The 15,839-nt window shown below is 62.4% G+C and carries 15 protein-coding genes and 1 pseudogene; 11 read left to right on the forward strand and 5 right to left on the reverse strand.

The window, feature by feature from the left end; genetic code table 11:
• The 3 genes from RT424_RS19025 to RT424_RS19035 all read right to left on the reverse strand — a co-directional run.
• A partial coding sequence (locus RT424_RS19025) for a hypothetical protein (RefSeq protein ID WP_313441427.1) occupies positions 1–220 on the reverse strand: 220 nt, incomplete at its 3' end.
• Positions 221–224: 4 nt separating this feature from the next.
• The gene (locus RT424_RS19030; RefSeq protein WP_313441429.1) at positions 225–1,316 is read right to left on the reverse strand and encodes a FecR domain-containing protein; all 1,092 of its coding nucleotides are present in this window, start codon (positions 1,314–1,316) and stop codon (positions 225–227) included.
• A 100-nt stretch (positions 1,317–1,416) separates the two neighbouring features.
• The gene (locus RT424_RS19035) at positions 1,417–1,932 is read right to left on the reverse strand and encodes an RNA polymerase sigma factor (RefSeq protein WP_313441431.1); all 516 of its coding nucleotides are present in this window, start codon (positions 1,930–1,932) and stop codon (positions 1,417–1,419) included.
• A 369-nt stretch (positions 1,933–2,301) separates the two neighbouring features.
• Here RT424_RS19035 and RT424_RS19040 point away from each other — a divergent pair, with 369 nt between their 5' ends.
• The 4 genes from RT424_RS19040 (at position 2,302) to RT424_RS19055 (ending at position 6,442) form a co-directional block, all read left to right on the forward strand.
• Positions 2,302–3,279: a sensor domain-containing diguanylate cyclase gene (locus RT424_RS19040; RefSeq protein WP_313441433.1), complete on the forward strand. Its 978-nt coding sequence runs from the start codon at positions 2,302–2,304 to the stop codon at positions 3,277–3,279.
• A gap of 469 nt (positions 3,280–3,748) precedes the next feature.
• The gene (locus tag RT424_RS19045) at positions 3,749–4,627 is read left to right on the forward strand and encodes a LysR family transcriptional regulator (RefSeq protein WP_313441435.1); all 879 of its coding nucleotides are present in this window, start codon (positions 3,749–3,751) and stop codon (positions 4,625–4,627) included.
• A gap of 128 nt (positions 4,628–4,755) precedes the next feature.
• Entirely contained in the window at positions 4,756–5,733 is a 978-nt protein-coding gene (locus tag RT424_RS19050) for an alpha/beta hydrolase (protein ID WP_313441438.1), read from the forward strand.
• 85 nt (positions 5,734–5,818) lie between these two features.
• A complete protein-coding gene (locus RT424_RS19055; protein ID WP_313441440.1) occupies positions 5,819–6,442 on the forward strand; it encodes a pyridoxamine 5'-phosphate oxidase family protein in 624 nt (207 codons plus the stop codon).
• 139 nt (positions 6,443–6,581) lie between these two features.
• Here the strand turns inward: RT424_RS19055 and RT424_RS19060 are convergent, their stop codons facing one another.
• A complete protein-coding gene (locus RT424_RS19060; RefSeq protein ID WP_313441442.1) occupies positions 6,582–7,472 on the reverse strand; it encodes an energy transducer TonB in 891 nt (296 codons plus the stop codon).
• Between the two features lie 309 nt (positions 7,473–7,781).
• Between RT424_RS19060 and RT424_RS19065 the strand changes: the two genes are divergently transcribed.
• The 7 genes from RT424_RS19065 (at position 7,782) to RT424_RS19095 (ending at position 14,933) form a co-directional block, all read left to right on the forward strand.
• Complete coding sequence (locus RT424_RS19065; RefSeq protein WP_313441444.1) at positions 7,782–8,408, forward strand: TonB family protein; 627 nt, start codon at positions 7,782–7,784, stop codon at positions 8,406–8,408.
• Positions 8,405–8,914, forward strand: a complete 510-nt coding sequence (locus tag RT424_RS19070; protein ID WP_313441446.1) for an RNA polymerase sigma factor — start codon at positions 8,405–8,407, stop codon at positions 8,912–8,914. The genes RT424_RS19065 and RT424_RS19070 overlap by 4 nt, the downstream gene beginning before the upstream one ends.
• 99 nt (positions 8,915–9,013) lie before the next feature.
• Positions 9,014–9,988 carry a FecR domain-containing protein gene (locus RT424_RS19075; protein ID WP_313441448.1) on the forward strand — a complete coding sequence of 325 codons (975 nt, stop codon included), beginning with the start codon at positions 9,014–9,016 and terminating at the stop codon, positions 9,986–9,988.
• 128 nt (positions 9,989–10,116) lie between these two features.
• Positions 10,117–12,591, forward strand: coding sequence for a TonB-dependent receptor (locus tag RT424_RS19080; protein WP_313441450.1), 2,475 nt, complete (start codon positions 10,117–10,119; stop codon positions 12,589–12,591).
• A gap of 46 nt (positions 12,592–12,637) precedes the next feature.
• Complete coding sequence (locus RT424_RS19085) at positions 12,638–14,203, forward strand: PepSY-associated TM helix domain-containing protein (protein ID WP_313441452.1); 1,566 nt, start codon at positions 12,638–12,640, stop codon at positions 14,201–14,203.
• Entirely contained in the window at positions 14,200–14,487 is a 288-nt protein-coding gene (locus RT424_RS19090) for a DUF3325 domain-containing protein (protein ID WP_313441454.1), read from the forward strand. Before RT424_RS19085 ends, RT424_RS19090 begins: the two co-directional genes overlap by 4 nt.
• Before the next feature lie 143 nt (positions 14,488–14,630).
• Positions 14,631–14,933 carry a hypothetical protein gene (locus tag RT424_RS19095; protein ID WP_313441457.1) on the forward strand — a complete coding sequence of 101 codons (303 nt, stop codon included), beginning with the start codon at positions 14,631–14,633 and terminating at the stop codon, positions 14,931–14,933.
• A 49-nt stretch (positions 14,934–14,982) separates the two neighbouring features.
• Here RT424_RS19095 and RT424_RS19100 read toward each other — a convergent pair.
• Positions 14,983–15,309, reverse strand: a pseudogene (locus RT424_RS19100) (glycoside hydrolase family 2 TIM barrel-domain containing protein); the annotation flags it as partial.
• Positions 15,310–15,839 lie beyond the last annotated feature (530 nt).

Raw genomic sequence — 15,839 nt, forward strand, 5'->3', positions numbered from 1 at the left:
CAGCCTCGAAGCCGATCTGGAGGCCGCCCTGCCGCATGAGCTGGCGCAGTGCCTCGCTCAGGGGCTGCGCGGGAATGTCGATCTCTCGCGCGGCGGTGTTCGCCGGCCTTGCAGGCACTTGCGCCATCGCCGGAGCCGCGATGCACAATGCCGAACCGGCCAGCAGCAGGTGCCGGGAAACCGCAAGCAAACGCCGATGCGCGCTAACGCTGGAACTCATGACTTCAATGCCCCTTCAATCTCTTTGCGCTGCATCGCGCAGCGCGCCCATCAGGCATCTTGCAAATGCAAATCATTATGCCTTCATGAGTGAGACCGATGGACGAGCGGAATTCCCAAGTCTGATCGCAAAAAAAGATCAGCCAGAGCTTGCGGGCAAGGGTTTCAAGCGCTTCGTCGGGGCGTTCGATCAGGAACAGGCCGCTGATCGGCGCGACCTTGCCGAAATCGCCGATCGTCCATACGAAGCCGTGTCGATAACGCGCGACCTCGCGGATCGCGGCGTCAACCGGCTCTTGTTCGAAAAGCAGTTCGCCGCTTCGCCATGCCGCCAGCCGCGAAGCGGGACGGGAAGGCAGCGCCACAAGGCCGGACGCGGCATAGCCTACACGTTCGCCGACACGCATGGGACTGCCCTCGGTGCCGTCAGGCGCGCGCACGGCGACACGGCCTTCGGTTACGCCGACTTCCACCAAATCGTCTTCGCGGGCCACTTCGAAAGCCGTGCCGATATCGCGGGTGACCCCACGCATCGCTTCCACCGCGAAAGGCCGTCCTTCGTGCTTCACGCGGAACCACGCCTTGCCTGCCAGCAAATGCACGAAGCGCCGGTCCTTGTCGAAATCGACCGAGATCGCGGAATCGCTGTCCAGCATGACCTCGGTTCCGTCCGCCAGTTCCAGACTTCGCACTTCGCCGATGCCCGTTCGATGGTCCGCGCGCAGATCGAGGATCAGCGACGGCGCCATGACGATTGCAGCAAGACTGGCCGCGACCGCCAGGGGTGCAAAGCGCGCCAGCCGAAGACGCGACGACACCGTCGCCCGCAAGGAGACGGCGTTGCCAGGCATGGGCGTTGCTCCGGACGATGTATCCTCCAGTACATCCGCCAAGGCATGCAGATCCTGCCACAGGGCACGTTCACGCGAAAAAGCCAGCGCGTGCCGCGGATCCTGCGCCAACCAGGCCTCGAGATCATCGAGTTCGGCCGCTCCGATGTCCCCGCCGACAAGACGCGCGACCCAGCGCTGTGCCTCGTCGCGAAGCTCCGGATGATGGACCGCTTCGCCGTCCGTAGAGTTTTTGCCTTGCGTCATGGATCTAGCGCCGCCTCCGCGCCGTAATCGGCGGAATAATCCCTCTCTCTGGGTATGACTGTTCTTGCGGAGCACTTCCCAAGGCTCAGGCTGGAAAATTTCACGTCGTGTCCCCATCCCCATCGCGAACACGCCCCAGCTGTGCGAGCGCCCGGCGCAAGTGGTTTTCGACGGTCGTGGTCGAAACTCCCAGCATTTCGGCGGTTTCCCGCTGCGTCTTGCCCTCTAGACGGGTCAACCGCAATACGGAGCGCGTCGGCTCGGGCAAGGCGGCGATGGCCGCGCGAATTCTTTCGAGCATATCGCGAGATTCGATGATCCGCTCCGCGCCCAGCTCAAAATCCGCTCCCCACAAAAGGGCTTCGGCGCGTTCCGCGACAGTGGCTTGTCGCCTGTCGCCATGAACATGATCGATGGCAAGGTTGCGCGCGAGACGGCGGAGATAGGCGCGCTTGTTCTCGATCGGAGGATCATCGCGAACATTCTGTATTCTGAACCACAGCTTTTGAGCGACGTCCTCCGCAGCATCGCTCCCGACGATCCTGCGCAACTGCCCCAGCAAAGATTTGCGCTCTGAGAGAATCAGGCGGGTCAAGGCGACTGCATTGCTGGACACCCTTGCCCCTAAACATAATTGCAACTGCCTCTCAATAGCATATTGGAGAATTTTGTTGGGACGGATCGAAGATCATTCGATACCGCCGATATCTATCGCCTGAGTTTGCCGCAAGGTGTCTAAAAACGCTTTGGCTCCACAGCCTCCCGATGCTGGTAGGACGCATGGTCACCTGCTCACCGTTCACCAGCTCGACCGCTTTCCACGCAGCTCAACTCCAGGCTTGGTTCATATTGGATATCTTCTGGCGACAGACACATTGCCATTATCCTTTATGAATTACGCTCAGGAATGCAGAGCTTAACCATATGGAAATCTACGCGTTGGAAGATAATCGGCGTGATGCGATCTTATAGGACCAGTCCCCCGATGAATCCGACCATGGCTGTAAACGACCTGGTGACCGATGCAGCGCCGGGGATGGACGTCGACCCGGCGGTCTATAAGACCCTGCTGGAATCGACATTGGCCATTCCGTGGAAGATCGACTGGGCAACGATGCGGTTTGCTTACATCGGCCCCCAGATCGAACCGCTTCTCGGCTGGTCTCAGGACAGTTGGCTATCGGTGGACGACTGGGCCTCGCGTATCCATCCCGACGATCGCGATCATGTCGTCAACTTCTGCGTCTCGCAATCCGTCGCAGGCAAGGATCACGAAGCGGATTACCGGGCGCTGACCAAGGATGACGGCTATGTGTGGATCCGCGACGTCGTGCATGTGGTGCGAGGCGACGACGGGGAGGTAGATAGCCTGGTCGGCTTCATGTTCGACATCAGCGAGCGAAAACGCATCGAGCACGAACTGATGAAGATGCAGAAGAAGCTCGAAGCTCTCTCGTTCGAGGATGGCCTGACCGGGACTTCGAACCGGCGCCATTATGATGAACGGCTTCAGGCAGAGTGGAAAGGTGCCCAAACCGGCCAGCACCCCCTTTCGCTGATCCTGCTCGATATCGACCACTTCAAGGACTACAATGATTTCTACGGCCACATTCAGGGCGACGAGTGTCTGGTCAGGATCGCCAACGCGCTGAAGGAGATCGGAGTACGCCCTCGTGACATCGTCGCTCGCTATGGCGGCGAGGAATTCGTCCTCCTTCTTCCGGAAACGAGCGAAGCTGCGGCTGGCGCACTGGCAGAGCGTTGCCGCACGGCGATCGAAGGCCTGCATATTCGCCACGAAAGGTCCAGTTGCAGCGCTTTCGTGACCGCGAGTGTCGGTGTTGGGACAGTCATCCCACCCTTCGAGAGTGATGCGCTCCATTTCTGCGATGCCGTCGATAAATTGCTCTATGCAGCCAAGCAGGCTGGGCGGAATCAAGTCAGGTCCACATTCTCTGCGTAATCGAGGATCGCCCGCTTCACCTGACCAAGGAGTCACCGCTACTCCGACGATAAGCTGCGGCCTGTTCTTCGGCCGCTAACCTGCGGGAGCCGATCGCAACCTGCCGGCAACGGTAGAGACCAGCTACGTGGACTTCACCGTGATCGAGCGCAATTCGGTCGGCTGCGTGCCCCTCGACAACGGATAGAGGAGCGGCGGCGGACTTGCGTCTACCGCCGCAGGGACAACCTGCGCCGAAGCAATAAGGGCCTTTGTTCGCCGCGATCTTCGCGGAGAAGGCCTCCAGCCCGGTTTCGATCACTTCGCGCGCCCGGTCGGTCACACCCTTCTCGTCCGACCCCGTGCGCGCAGCATGTGCAGGACCTTGAGATTCTGGAGCGGATGCATTGACTGCGAAGCGAGTTTCCTCGCACCATTGCTTCGGGATTTGGATGATACCGAGGGGGCAAGATTGGACCGCTGGCAATCGATGAGAATCTTCGCCCGAGTGGCGGAGACAGCCAGCTTTGCGGAAGCCGCCCGGCAGATGCACCTCAGTCCGCCCGCCGTTACCAGAGCGATAACCGCGCTGGAGGAGCAGATCGGCGTAAGGTTGCTCACCCGGACGACGCGCTCGGTCAAGCTGACCGAGGCAGGACAGCGCTATTTCGAAGACTGCCGCCGCATCCTGGCCGATATAGCCGAAGCCGAAGCCTCCGCAGCCGGGTCGCACGGCAATCCCACGGGAACGCTTACCGTTACCGGGCCGGTCATGTTCGGGCGAATGCACGTCCTGCCGATCCTGCTGGAATATCTCGACAGTTTTCCCAGCGTCACCGGACAGACCCTGTTCGTCGATCGCCCGGTGAACATCATCGAGGAAGGGATCGATGTCGCCGTCCGGATCGGCAACCTCCCGGCATCGGGCCTGAGCGCCACCCGGGTCGGTTGGGTTCGCCGGACGATTTGCGGGGCGCCGTCCTACTTCGAAAAACACGGCATTCCCGGTACACCCGCCGAGCTTGCCGAACACCGTGTCATCATGCCCACCGGAGCCTGGGTGTCGCCCGAATGGCACTTCGGACCGGATGGTCGGGCAAGCGTTACCGTTCATCCGCGCTTGCTCTGCAATACCAACGAAGCCGCCATTTCAGCGGCCGAACAAGGCTGGGGCATTGCCCGGGTGCTATCCTATCAGGTCGCTCCGGCGCTGGCGGAAGGCCGGTTGGTATCGGTATTGGAAGATCATGCCGAAAGCCCGATCCCCATTCACGTCGTCCATGTGGAGGGGCGGCATGCTACCGCCAAAGTGCGGGCTTTCGTAGATCTTGCCGTGGAGCGGCTGCGTAACAACACCTTGCTGCAATGATTGTATCATTCCATTATAAGGAATAATGACTTGCAAGGTTAGGCGATTAACCCATTTTCGAATAGGAATTACATCTTCCATCAGAAGCTGACGCAGATCGCGCAGTAGCACTGAACACGGTGGAAGACATGACCAAGCGACTGATCCTCTCCCTGATGCTGGCGACCGCGACAATCGCAGCGCCTGCAAGCGCGATAGCAGCTCCCTCGCAGGACATCGCGGCGACGAGCACCGCACCTGCAACCGTCCATTACCGCACGGCGACGATCGACGGCGTGAAGATGGCGTATAGGGAAGCCGGCCCAGCCGATGGTCCGGTCGTGCTGCTGCTCCACGGTTTCCCCACCAGCTCGCACATGTTCCGCAATCTGATCCCGCTGCTGGCCGATCGCTACCATGTGATCGCCCCGGATTACCCCGGCTTTGGCCAGAGCGATGCGCCCGATCACAAGCAGTTCAACTACGGCTTCGGCCACTATGCCGACATGGTGGATGCACTGATGGGCAAGCTCGGCGCGGAGCGCTATGCCATGTACGTGATGGATTACGGCGCACCGGTCGGTTACCGGCTGGCGATCAAGCATCCCGAGCGGGTGAGCGGGCTCATCGTCCAGAATGGCAATGCCTACGACGAAGGGCTCGGCGCGTTCTGGGATCCGATCAAGGCCTATTGGAAGAGCGGATCGGCGAAGGACCGCGAGGCACAGGCCTGGCTGGTGACGCAGAAGGCGACCATATTTCAATATACCGACGGCGTCAGCGATCTGTCGCGCATCAGCCCGGACAACTGGGTCCACGACCAGGCCCTGCTCGATCGGCCCGGCAACAAGGATATCCAGCTCGACCTGTTCTACGACTATCGCACCAATGTGCCGCTCTATCCGCAGTTCCAGCAGTTCTTTCGCGAGCGCAAGCCGCCGACGCTGATCGTCTGGGGCAAGAACGACAAGATCTTCCCCGAGCCCGGCGCCCATCCCTATTTGCGCGACCTGCCCGAGGCGGAACTCCACCTTTTCGACACGGGGCATTTCGCCCTGGAAGACAAGCTGGACGAAATGGGGCCGCTTATCCGCGACTTCCTCGATCGGAAGGTGGCGCCCCGCTGACTCGCCGTCCGACTAACTGGCTGACCGGCCGGGTGCGCGCAAAGCGGCCACCCGGCCCGCCGACACCCCATATCGGAGATGCATCATGTCTTACGGATTTCTCGATATCGCCATGACGCCCAGCGTGCGTGCCGCCCAGGCGGAAATGGGCGCGACCCTGCAATGGGCCCACTTCGAGGGTGATCGTGAATTCGACCGCTTCACCAGGAACGAGGCCACCTTCATTGCCGCTCGCGACAGCTTCTACATGGGATCGGTATCGGAAGACGGCTGGCCCTATGTCCAGCATCGCGGCGGCCCGGCGGGGTTCCTCAAGGTGGTGGACGAGCAGACGCTCGCCTTCGCCGACTATCGCGGCAACCGCCAGTACATCAGCACCGGCAATCTCGCCGCCAACGACCGGGCCTGTTTGATCCTGATGGACTATCCCCGGCGCATGCGGCTCAAGATCTATGCCCAGGTCGAGAAGCTGTCGCTGGATGCCGACCCAGCACTGACCGAACGCGTTCTGGACATCGGCTACAAGGCCCGCCCCGAGCGGATTTTCCGGCTAAGGCTGAAAGCATTCGACTGGAATTGCCCGCAGCACATTACGCCGCGCTTCACCGAGCGAGAAATCGAAAAGACACTTGGACCGCTGCATGAGCGTATGGCCGAGCTGGAAGCCGAAAATGCAGCCCTGCGCGATCGGCTGGAACAACAAGGATGATCTGCGGTCAAAACAGCCCTTACAAACCTGCCCTCGCCCGATAGCGGATAAGTCTGAACCAGGGCGTGACGGGCGCCGTTGCGCTCTACTTCACGGATATCGAAGCTGCCTTGTATAGGCGTGACGGCACTCCGCCCTCCTAACGTCGGCGGAAGAATTCGTTGGTGGCGAAAACGATGGCCGTCATGAAATACGATGCAACAGGCCGCCCATGTTCATCGATAGCCGGGGAATAGCGTGCACTTTTCATCACGATATCACATGAATTGACTTCGAATTCCGGAATGCCGTCTGTCGGTAACGTCGCGCATCCCGTAGGAGCCCCGGTCGCGTCAACCATAACACGCAGGCGTAGGCGGGCGATACCGCCCAAGCGCCGGACCGCCTCCGGTGGGTCATCGGCCGTAATCAACGCATTGACGACTTCGGCGTTCAGCGGTGTTACCGGATTGGACAGCTTGGCTTGTACAGCCGGGTCCAGGCCCCAGCTTGCAAGCAACTCGTCCGTACAATGACGCAATGCCTTCATGGCGGGAGCGATCGGCCCTGTCGCCAACACCACCTTCTGCTTGGCGGCGCCGATTGTGAACTGGGTGATGCCGTCTTCCAAGATTGCGTTGGGGTAAGCATGATCTGCCTTTGGAAGCGCAGGCTGCCCTACCGAGATATCCTTATTGAAAATGATGGCCGGGCCGTGCTTCCCCAGCGAGCCAGAAGCCAGCGGCGAGAATGGCAACGGAGCGCCTGTTCCGTATGAAATGTATATGTCCCGCGCTGATCGGAAAGTCGAAACCAATGACCCGGCGAGGGTGAAGTCGAAATCGTATCCTGGAGCGAACGAACTCATGCGCAGAAACAGATTGTTCTTTCCTCCGCCGAATTGCCGCGAGAGCACGCAACTGTCCTGTGCCGGAGACAAGGTCCAAGGCGATGTCGGCTTCAGTGCCTCTTCCGCTTTCTGCGCCGAAGCCGCGCCGGAGTGCAATGCCAAGGCGGCGATCCATGCGACCGCAACATATCCTGCCTTCAAGTAGCCCCCTGCCGGAAAATGCCTGTTTCTGTCCTCGCATGATTCCAGTCACGCGATGAACATCTGAGATGTGAGAAAACCATCGGGTGATGGCCGATCGGGTTGCTAGCCGCTCAAGATACTCGATCGCAATGGGAGAAATTTAGACCAGGAAGAATGAACACCAATCCGAGGTGCCCGATCGCGAGGCTGCGCACATTAGATTGTTGCGATTAACTCGCAATAATGGTTATGGGCGATGCCATGGTGGGATTCGCTAGGACGAAAACGAGATCGGCGGAAGGGCGTCTGCGTGGCGGTATCCCGCGCGTGATTTCGCTTATCGTGACGGTCCTGGTCCATATCCTGGCCCTGATCCTGGTCGCTCAGAGCCAATTCCCTGCCACCCCGAACCACCCTTCGTCCGCCACCGAACAGGTCGTCCTCGTCCCCCCGACACCTGAAAGTCCGGTTGAGCCCGAACATGCGCTGGAATCGATGCCATCGCCTGCCATAGCGAAGGCGAAGCCAGCCCAAAGCACCGGAAACCGGGTAGAGCTCGCTGTCCTGATCATGCCTACGGATGTGCCCGGTGTGCAAGCCGAGAACTCGGCCCCTCCGCCTGAAGGAAACACCGCAAGCGACGCCGTGCAGGATTACCGGCGCGCGCTGTTCGAGCGGCTCGCAGCACAGCGACACTATCCCGAAGCCGCGGTCCTCAAACACTATCAGGGCGATGGCGCGGTGCTGTTTCGGATAGATCGCGGGGGCAACTTGCTGGACGCGGCGATGGAGCGTTCGACCGGCCGCGCGTTGCTCGATCGCGCCGCCATCGCGCAGGTCCGTCGTGCGGCGCCTTTTCCGCAGATCCCACCGGAACTGCCTGACGAGCTGGCCGTGGCGATGCCCCTGCAGTTCCTGATCGTCCAACCCGGCGCGCAAATGGCGGCGCGATGACGGCCGGGGCGCTGTCCCTGCTCGCCCGGCATCGCGCGGGGCTACTGGCCAGCGTGCGCCGCCGCGTCCGCCCGCCCGTGGAGCCGGCGGACATCGTACAGGAAGCGTTCGTCCGCGCCATTCCTGCCATCGAGGCGGGGCGCGTGGTCGATGTTCAGGCGTTCGTTCACGGCATCGCCCGCAACCTCAGCGCCGAAGCCATGCGCCAGCAGCAGCGCTGGTCGCTCTGGTTGGTGGATGCCGATCAGACCGAACATGTCGCGGACGATGCCCCCTCGCCCGAAGCCCACGCGGCCGGCCGGGACGAGCTTGAACGGCTCCACGATGCGATGGCCTCGCTGCCGCCGCGCTGCCGCGAGGTCTTCGCCTTGCGGCATGTCGAACTGCTCGAAAAGGCCGAAATCGCGGAACGGCTCGGCATCCATATCAAGCAGGTGGAAAAGCAACTGCGCCATGCCCTCGTGCTGTGCGCCAGGATCTTGGACGATCAGGGGCGAGAAACATAAACATGGAGCGACAGGGTTCCGATTCAGCTCGAACTCCGACTATCCCTGTGAGGCGGCTCATCGCGGCGGCCTTGCCTAAAGCGACGCGTGAGGTGAGCGATGTCGGTTGAAGACGAAGACGCTCGGCTTGAAACGGCCGAGGATCAGGCTGCGGACTGGATCGTTCGCCAGGACGGCGAAGCGCTGGACGAGGCCGACCAGGCTGCTTTCGCCGCCTGGCTCGCCGTTCCCGAACATCGCCGCGAATTCGACCGACAGAACGCAGTGTGGCAGCGCTATCGCCGGATGGCATCGTTGCCCGTGCGCATCGAGCAATCGGAGCATCGGCGCGGGCGGCGCCGTTGGCGTGCCGCCTTTACCCCGATCCGGCGAAGGGTCTCAATTCCCGCTATCGCCGCAAGCCTTGCCCTGATCGCCGTCGGCTACGCCGAAGATTGGCCAACGCGGCTGCGCGCGGACTATTCCACCGGCATCGGTGAACGACGCATCGTCACCTTGGCGGATGGTTCCGTGGTCAGGATGGATGCGGGCACGGCCCTCTCCTTCGACCGGTCCGACACGCAGCGAACCGTCAGGCTTCTGGCCGGCGCGGCGCAGTTCCAGGTGGCGCCGGACCGCCGCCACCCCTTCCTCGTCGAAACCCGGGAAGGCAGCGTGACCGCGCTTGGCACCGTATTTTCGGTGCGGGAGCGAGAAGATGGCCCCGAAGTCGCGGTCCTCCAGCACAGTGTCGCCATCCGCACCTCCGCTGGCGCAAATGCCATCGTGCACGAAGGAGAGAGCACATCGTTCACCGCCCAACGCGTGGAGCGTCCGGCCCACACGGATGTTCAGGCCGCGACCGCATGGACGCGCGGCAAGCTGATCGTGTTCCATCGCCCGCTTAGTGAAGTGGTGGCGACCATCGCGCGCGAGCGCCGTGGTTATTGGACGGTGCGCGGCGATGCGGCAAATCTGCGGGTGAACGGGGTCTACAACCTCGATCGCCCGCTCGATGCGCTGGACGCCTTGGAAAAGTCGCTCGGCCTCAGGTCCATGCGCATCTCGGACAGGCTGATCGTGCTCAGCCGCTGAGCGTTACCGCCGAACGTGAAAATTTTTTCATCGGATAGGCTCCAAACGCCGCCTCGCTCCGACTTACCTACTGAGAGTGCATCGCAAAAGCATTTGCGCATTCAGGGTATTGTGGGGACTTTAAAGACATGAAGCGATTTTCCGCGCGCCAGCTGCTGGCAGCCGCCTGGGTGGGCACGACGATGCTGACGACCGTCGGGCTTGCCATGCCCGCACACGCCCAGCAGGCGGAGGTAGTGCGCCAGTACGACATTCCCGCCGGTTCGCTGGCGGAGGCGCTGAGCCGCTTCGCCGATCAGAGCGACGTCCAGATTTCCTACGAAGGCCGGTTGACCGAGGGCCGCGAGACGACCGGCCTGCGCGGCCGCTTCCTGCCGCGCGACGCTCTGCTGCGCCTGCTTTCGGGCACCGGGCTGGTGGGGCGGGGTACCAATGGCGGCACCGTAACGATCGCCCCGGCAACGGTCGGGCGATTGGAACTCGATCCCATGCGCATCCAGGCGGTCGCCTATTCGAACGCCGCCGACGGTGCCGGCGCCAGCCGTGACGAGCAAACCGCGCGCGACGCTTCGACGATCATCGTCAACGGCCAGCAGGTCGATGCCGACAAGGTGACCGCCGTCGGCCCATGGGGCGCCCGTGACATCGCCGACACGCCCTATTCGGACAGCGTGATGTCGAACGACCAGATCCAGAACACGGTCGCCCGCGACCTCGACCAGCTCTACAAGATGAACCCGGTGGTGCAGGCAACCGCGCCCACCAGCGTCTTCGGCTATCCGTCGGTGACGATCCGCGGCTTTGCGCAGAGCGTGGGCATTTTCGATGGCCTCAGGCTCTCGTCGTACACTTATGGCCTGAGCACCGAGGAGATCGAGAAGGTCGAGGTAATGAATGGCCTGTCCGGTTTCCTTTATGGTCCGGGCAACGTCGGCGGCGTCGCCAACTACGTGCTGAAGCGGCCGACCTACGAACGCCTCACCAATGTGACCGTGGGCAATTACGGCGGCAGCCAGTACTTCGCCCATGCGGACCTGGGCGGAAAGATCGATAGCGCCGGCACCCTCGCCTACCGCTTCAACGCTTCCTATGCGAACGGCGAAACATCGAAGGACGACCAGCACCTGAAGAAGTGGCTGGTCAGCGGCGCGGTGGACTGGAACATCGCCAGCAACCTGCTGTTCCAGGTGGAGGCGGCGCATACCTACTGGCACCTCGACCGGGCCGACACGCGGTTCTACACCGCCGGCCTGAGCGGCTGGCCCGATGCCTATGACGTCAGCAAGACCTACACTCCGGCCTGGACCTACAACCAGACCAAGTCCGACCGGATCGGCGCGAACCTGAAATACACGCTGTCGGAAGCGGTGTCGGTGCGCACGGCCTACATGCACAAGATAGACACGCGCGAGTTCCTGATCCCCTATCCGATCTACAAGGGCACGGGCTGGAGCATGTATTCTCCGACCCGGGCGCTGCCTTACGACACCATTTCGGACAGCGCCTATGTCTATGTCGATGCATCGTTCGACACCGGCGGGATCGGCCACAAGCTGACGGTGGGAGGATCCTGGGACACATACCGGGTCAACCAGTACAGCCCCAACTACATCGCCCCGCTGAACCCCGATGGCACCCCGTATGTCGTGCCCGCCAACGTCCCGCTGGAAGATTTCCTCAACCTGCCCGAACCCAGCTATACGACGGAGCGCGGCCCGCGCTACAAGGCCAATCAGGCGACCAACACCAACGTCATCATCGGTGACGACGTCACCTTCACCGACACCTTGAGCGCGCTCATCGGGTTCAACTACAGCACGATCGATACCAAGGCGTTCAACGCGACAGGCGCCGCCACTTCGAGCTACAAGGAATCCGCGCTAACCCCCACCGTCTCGATCATCTACAAGCCGGTTTCCGGGCTGACCACATATGCCAGCTACATGGAATCGCTGGAAGCCGGGACCGTGGTTCCGGACGACGAGAACCTCTATACCAACCCGGGCCAGATATTCTCGCCGATGATCAGCCGCCAGTACGAAGTGGGCGCGAAGTACGCCTTCTCCGACAGCCTGCTGCTGACCTCGGCGCTGTTCCGGATCGAGAAGGCGAATTCGTACACCGAAACCGACGCCAACAACATGACCACGATCAGCCAGGACGGTCGTCAGGTCCACCAGGGCGTGGAACTGACGCTGACCGGCAAGGTGGCCGACAACCTCAACGTGGTGGTCGGCGGAACGCTGATGGATCTCAGCATCCAGAAGGCGAGCAACGCCGCGCTCAAGGGCAAGTCTCCCACCGGCGCCTCTCCCCTGCTGCTCAAGGGCTCGGTGGACTATGGCATCCCCGGCATCGAAGGGCTCACCCTGTCGGGCGGGCTCTACTACAACGGCTACAAGTACCAGGATGCCGCCAATCTCAACAAGATCGACGACTACCTGCTGGTCGACCTGGGGATCCGCTACCGCACGACCGCGCTGGGCAAGCCGGTGACGTTCAATCTCTACGCCTCCAACCTCACCAACAAGGGCTACTGGGCCTCGGTGAACCAGCTCGGCAACCCGCGCAACATCGCCTTCTCGGCGCGGGCCGAGTTCTGATCGCCATGGACAGGAAAGCATTTTCACACTGGAGGCTCGGGCAGTCATGAAGCAGGGTTTCCGCCAGTCGATGGCATGGCTGCACACTTGGGTCGGCCTGATCCCCGGATGGATTCTCTACATCGTCTTCCTGTTTGGGACGGCGGCGTTCTTCCAGCACGAGATCGATGCGTGGATGCGCCCCGAACTGTCTTCGGGCAGCACGGTCAGCACCCGCGCACTCGATGCCGCCGACACGCTCCTGCGCCAGCGCGGCGCGGGGGCGGAAAGCTGGAGAGTGTCGCTGCCCAATGCGCGCGGCGGCAACGGACTGGCGGTCTCATGGCGCAAGCCCGGGCAGGACCGGCACGAGCGCAGCGAAATCACACTCGATCCGCAGAGCGGCCGCGAACTGGCGGTACGCGAGACGCGGGGCGGGTTCTTCCTCTACCGCATGCATTTCGACCTCCATTACATCTCGGTCCGCTGGGGCCGATATACCGTCTGCGTGGCGGCCCTTGCCATGCTGGTGGCGATCCTTTCCGGCGTGGTGACGCACAAGAAGATCTTCACCGACTTCTTCCAGATGCGCCTCGGCAAGGGCCAGCGCAGTTGGCTGGACGCGCACAACGCCACCGGCGTGCTGGCGCTGCCGTTCCACGTGATGATCACTTACACCGGCCTCGTCACGCTGCTGTTCACGCTGATGCCTTGGGCGATCAGCGCCAACTTCCCGACGCGCGACGCCTTCTACGAAGCGTCCGCCCCCAGCCCGGACGAGCGCGAGGCCAGCGGCATCCCGATGCCCACGGTCCCCCTTTCCCGCCTTGTCGCGGCCGCACGGCACGAGTGGGGCGGGGCGAACCCTAGCTACATCAACATCGAACATCCCGGCGATGCCGCCGCCACCGCGCGCCTCTATCCCCAGCGCACCGACTGGAGCAGCGGACGGCGCGAAGGGCTCTATCTCGACGCGGCGCAGGGAAGCATCATACCCCTCCCCACAGCGTCCAGGGGTGGCGCCAGCCTGACGCGCGAGGTCATGATCGATCTGCACACCGGCTGGTTCGCCGGGCTTGGCCTGCGCTGGCTCTACTTCCTCTCGGGCCTCGCCGGCACCGCGATGTGCGCCACCGGCCTTGCCCTGTGGTGCGTCAAGCGGCGCACCAAACTGCCCGATCCGGCGCGCCCGCACTTCGGGTTCCGCCTCGTCGAGCGCCTCAACATCGGCTTCATCGCCGGAGCGCCCGCCGGGATCGCGGTCTACTTCCTTGCCAACCGGCTGCTTCCGGTTACGCTGGCGGAGCGGGCGGAATGGGAGGTCAACAGCCTGTTCATTGGCTGGGGCGCGATCTTCGCCTGGACATTGGCAAGGACCGCCAAGCGCGCCTGGGTGGAAACGCTTGGCGCAGGCGCGGCGCTGTTCGCGCTGGTCCCCCTGGTCAATACCCTGACCACATCGCGGGGTCTGGGCGAAAGCATCCGGCACGGTGACTGGATCATCGCCGGCTTCGACCTGACGATCGCCGCCATTGCCGCCGGTCTTGCCTACACCGCCTGGAAAGTCCTGCGCCACCAGCCCAAGGCCGCGCCCGCACGCCGCCGACGCGAACAGGTGGAGGCCCCGGCATGATTCACTTGGCGATCGCACTACCCGCCATACTGGGCTTCGCGCTTCTGCTGATGGCCATGGCGCGCCACCAGCAGGACTGGCTCCGCCGCAAGCTGACGCCGCGCACCGGGCGGATGCTGCGATGGACCGGGTTCGCCGCGCTTGGCCTCGCCTTCGTTTTCGCCGGTCTGGGCCTTGGCTGGGCCTATGGCGCGCTCGTGTGGTTCGGATGGCTGAGTGTCGCCGCGGCGCTGGCCCTCACCGCCCAGACGAACCGCGAACGCATCCTCCGGCTGATTTCCTGAAAGGCCGTCGACGCTCCGGCGTCCGTTTCGAACAAGGAGAGAGACATGTTCAAGACCATAATCGCCAATACGCTGATGACCACCGTGACCGGGCAGAACGTTTCGGAACAACAGCAGATCGCATCGCGGAGCTTCGAGACCAAGTGACCGCCCCTGCAAACGATACCACCCGCCGCCTTGCCGTCACGGCGCGCACGCTTGCGGGCACGCTGGGAGCCTATGGGCTGACGGTACAGGTCACCGTGGTCGTCTCGTTCGTCCTTGCACGGCTTGGCATGGACCGCGCGGAAGCGGTGATCGCCGCGACGCTGGCCAGCTTCGCAATCTTTGCTGCGATTTCGATGGCGCTCTTCCACGCCCGCAGCGCGATACGGGTGTGGGCCTGGCTGGCGGCAACGGCAGTGCCACTGGCGCTTCTGCAATGGCTGCTGGCTCCGGTTCCCTAGGTAAATCACGTGGGCTCCGGGCGGGTTCGACATTGAGGCATGGGCTTGCCATGACGTAGAGGCCATATCGGTCGACAAGCTCGTAAATGCGCGGATCGTTGGGATAGCCCGAGGTGCGGATCGCATTGATATTGTTGCGCTTCATCAGCTGAATGTCGCGCTCCATCGACTCCAGCGAAACGACGTGGAAGGTTTCCGGATCGTGCTCGTGCCGGTTGACGCCGCGAATGGTGATCGGCTTGCCGTTCACGGTGACGAGGCCGCCCCGGATTGCCACATCGCGGAAACCGACGCGGGCATAAGTCGACTGGAGGATGCGCCCCTTGCCGTCGTAGAGTTCGACCGGCAAGAAATAGAGGTTGGGCGTCTGAGAGGTGATACCCGTCTTCGCGCGATAGTTGTAGGATGCGCGCACCGCGAAGGGGCCTTTTTCATAGAACGCGGTGGCGCTGTAAGAATACTTCGGCACGAACTGGATCGGTACGCAGGTGCCTTCCGTCGTGACGTAGTCATTGCCCTTCTGGGCGCAGGCTTCCCGTGAAGCCCAGCCCGTCGAACGGCTTGGGCAGGAACGTGAAGTTCTGCTGATAGGCTATTACGTCGACATCTGAGAGCCTGCTTGAAAATTCGCGTGACGCGCGTTTTGCGGCGCCGGAACCTGATCGACATATTGAAATCGGTACGCCGATCGGCAGCGTCGCCCCGTGCAAGGTGCAGGACAAGATGGACGGGCTTCGTCTCCTGGCTCCGTGGATAAACCAACGAAAGGAAGATGGGACAGGAGGGTACAATCGCCACCGCAAACGCCATGCGCCACGTTCGCGCTCCGCGTTCAAGATTCCATCGGATGTCTAATACCAAGGTGCGTTGAGGCTGACTCACGCGGGGGATTCCCAAGCCCGTAAA

This window comes from Novosphingobium sp. (genome assembly GCF_032093395.1).
Lineage (GTDB): Bacteria > Pseudomonadota > Alphaproteobacteria > Sphingomonadales > Sphingomonadaceae > Novosphingobium.

What these genes read in the sequence shown, in the direction of transcription:
- RT424_RS19030 (WP_313441429.1), bottom strand. Translation starts at nt 1,316, where the DNA reads ATGACGCAAGGCAAAAACTCTACGGACGGCGAAGCGGTCCATCATCCG.
- RT424_RS19040 (WP_313441433.1), top strand. Translation starts at nt 2,302, where the DNA reads ATGAATCCGACCATGGCTGTAAACGACCTGGTGACCGATGCAGCGCCG.
- RT424_RS19045 (WP_313441435.1), top strand. Translation starts at nt 3,749, where the DNA reads ATGAGAATCTTCGCCCGAGTGGCGGAGACAGCCAGCTTTGCGGAAGCC.
- RT424_RS19050 (WP_313441438.1), top strand. Translation starts at nt 4,756, where the DNA reads ATGACCAAGCGACTGATCCTCTCCCTGATGCTGGCGACCGCGACAATC.
- RT424_RS19055 (WP_313441440.1), top strand. Translation starts at nt 5,819, where the DNA reads ATGTCTTACGGATTTCTCGATATCGCCATGACGCCCAGCGTGCGTGCC.
- RT424_RS19070 (WP_313441446.1), top strand. Translation starts at nt 8,405, where the DNA reads ATGACGGCCGGGGCGCTGTCCCTGCTCGCCCGGCATCGCGCGGGGCTA.
- RT424_RS19075 (WP_313441448.1), top strand. Translation starts at nt 9,014, where the DNA reads ATGTCGGTTGAAGACGAAGACGCTCGGCTTGAAACGGCCGAGGATCAG.
- RT424_RS19080 (WP_313441450.1), top strand. Translation starts at nt 10,117, where the DNA reads ATGAAGCGATTTTCCGCGCGCCAGCTGCTGGCAGCCGCCTGGGTGGGC.
- RT424_RS19085 (WP_313441452.1), top strand. Translation starts at nt 12,638, where the DNA reads ATGAAGCAGGGTTTCCGCCAGTCGATGGCATGGCTGCACACTTGGGTC.
- RT424_RS19090 (WP_313441454.1), top strand. Translation starts at nt 14,200, where the DNA reads ATGATTCACTTGGCGATCGCACTACCCGCCATACTGGGCTTCGCGCTT.